This window comes from Actinomycetes bacterium (genome assembly GCA_036000965.1).
Taxonomy (GTDB): Bacteria; Actinomycetota; CALGFH01; order CALGFH01; family CALGFH01; genus DASYUT01.
This window is the reverse complement of record DASYUT010000282.1, coordinates 1-2244: the sequence shown is the minus strand read 5'-3', so window position 1 is coordinate 2244 and position 2244 is coordinate 1. Positions and strand designations below refer to the sequence as shown.

Annotated in this window: 3 protein-coding genes; 2 read left to right on the top strand and 1 reads right to left on the bottom strand. The window is 70.6% G+C overall.

Annotated features, from left to right (window positions below; translation table 11 throughout):
* Positions 1 to 492 precede the first annotated feature (492 nt).
* On the bottom strand, positions 493 to 1398 hold the full coding sequence (locus VG276_24630) for an alpha/beta fold hydrolase (protein HEV8652484.1): 906 nt from the start codon (positions 1396 to 1398) through the stop codon (positions 493 to 495).
* Here VG276_24630 and VG276_24625 point away from each other — a divergent pair.
* Positions 1379 to 1729 carry a nitroreductase family protein gene (locus VG276_24625; protein HEV8652483.1) on the top strand — a complete coding sequence of 117 codons (351 nt, stop codon included), beginning with the start codon at positions 1379 to 1381 and terminating at the stop codon, positions 1727 to 1729. The genes VG276_24630 and VG276_24625 overlap by 20 nt on opposite strands.
* Before the next feature lie 197 nt (positions 1730 to 1926).
* Positions 1927 to 2244, top strand: a 318-nt coding sequence (locus tag VG276_24620) for a hypothetical protein (GenBank protein HEV8652482.1), incomplete at its 3' end; no start/stop codon positions are given.

The following is a 2244-nucleotide window of genomic DNA, read 5'->3' as shown; positions in this document are numbered from 1 at the left end:
CCACCCCCGGCCGGTACCAACTCTACAGATGACCTCACCGAGCGCTCGTAGAATGCCTCGCCGCAGCTCGAAGGCGCGAAGCAGCAGGTCCCAACCCTACCTTCTCACGCGGTACTACCGGCAGCGCGGCGCCGGGTCGGTTGGCGACCATCATGGCTCGCCTTGCTCTGTTCAACGACGTTCACCCCGAAAGAGGCGAGGGGGGCGTGGCGGCATACAAGGCGTCGAACTTCGGTGGCGCAGCGGCCCGATGTGCTCCACGAGTGCTGGGCGCAACATGGCGAGCCTCTGACGCATCCGCTCCCTGACGGTCGTCCCGTGCAACGCCGTCAAGGTCAGCTTCGTCCTGCCCGAGGACGCGATCCCCGGCGAGGCCTCGGTAGTCGGCGACTTCAACGGCTGGGACCCATTCGCCCACCCGCTGCGGCGCCGCCGCAACGACACCCGCAGCGCCGTGGTGACCCTGCCGCCCGAGCGCCGGTTCGCCTTCCGTTACCTCGCCGAGGGCGGCCGCCGACGACGCCGGCCAACCCGGTCCGTCGCCGGCGTTGGCGTGGTAGCGACGAACTCTCGCAGCAGCGCCGCGAACCGGGACGGGTCGCTCAGATGCGGAAGGTGTCCGGCCTCCTGGAACACCTCCAGCCGGCTGCCAGGAATCGCCTGCTGCGCCGCGACGCCATGCGCGACCGGGATCAGGCGGTCGCGGGCGCCCCACACCAGCAGGGTGGGGATGTGCGCCACCGCCGGCAGCCGCTCCAACGCACTGACCGTCTGCCCGCCCGGATCGACCACGGTACGGATCGTGGCCAAGAAGGCGCGCCGTACCTCGGCGTCGCCCAAGCTGACGTACCCGCGCCACAGCTCCTCCAGATCGGGCCCAGACCGCAGGCCGAACCGGCTCAGTTGCTCGGCGAGCCGCTCCCCGCCGCGGAGCAGCCAGGGCGCGCTGATCAGCGGCAGCACCCACTCGGCCCCGGGCAGCGTCGGCGCGCGCAGGATCGGGTTGACGTCGCGTCCGAGCCCCCCGCTGCTGACCAGGACCAGCCGCTCGCACTGTTCCGGGAACAACCACGCGAACTGCATGGCCACACCGCCGCCCAGCGAGTGGCCCACCAGCGTCGCCAGCTGCACCCCCAGCGCGTCGAGCAGGTCCCGCAGCCTGCCGGCGTGGCCGCCCAGCGAGTAGTCCCCGCGCGGCTTGGCCGAGTCCCCGTGCCCGAGCAGGTCGGGCGCGATGACCGTGAAATCCTGTACCAGCAGCGACACCAGCTGTTCCCAGCTTCGCCGACTCCCCAGGATGCCGTGGATGAGCACCACGACCGGGCCGCCGCCGGCCTTGACGTAGTGAACGTCGTCTCCGTGCAACGACAGTGTGAAGATGGGGGGATCTTGGTCCATGAGCTGCCCCCGCCTTCCGAGAACTTACCTATCGGTAGCTTACGCGACCGCAGGACGTCACTCGTCGAGGCGCTCTCGCCAGCGGGGTGGCGCACGCGGCTACCGGGCCGCCCAGCTGGAAGGCGGCGTCGCCGCGGAGCGGCTGCAGCTGGCGGCGTTCGCGCTCGGCGTTGGCGCCACCGGAGTCACCTTCTTGGACGACGACGTCTCGGCGTTCTTCGGCACCCGTGCCGCACCGATGCTCAGCGTCGCGGTCGGCGTCCCTGCCTGTCGGGCACGGCCGGGCATGCGCCCGGCCCAGCTGCCGCGCATTGGCTTGGCGGAGCGCTGACGGCGCGGGACACGTCCCCTCCACCCTATCCGCGGCGGCCTCGTCACGTCTGTCACCTCCCGTCACCCACAACCCAAATCGACATCAGTCATCCAGCCACCAAGGAAACCTACGCCGCTTCCGAGGCGTCGCTCGGAACCGGTGGCCCCTGACGGGGCAGTTGCAGGTCGCAGGGCGACGAGGTTTACCCTCCCGCTATGGATGAGCTGAGCGAGCGGTACGGCGAGCTGCTGGCCGGCAGCTACGACTGCGTGGACCGGATCGTGCTCAACGCCTCCTTCTCGCTGGGGCACAACCCGGGCGGGTTCCGGGTCTGGTGGCGGCGTCTGCACGGGGACAGCGAAGAGCAGTTGGACAACGCGCACCTGATGCGCATGGCGGGCCGGTTCAGCCGCCGGGTGCGCGGGTTCGCCAAGGCCCACGGCATCCCGGTCATCGACTGCGGCCGCGGGAGCACAAGCACCGCATCGCCGAGGAGTACCTGGCCACCCACACGGTGGGAGCGGGGGTGTTCT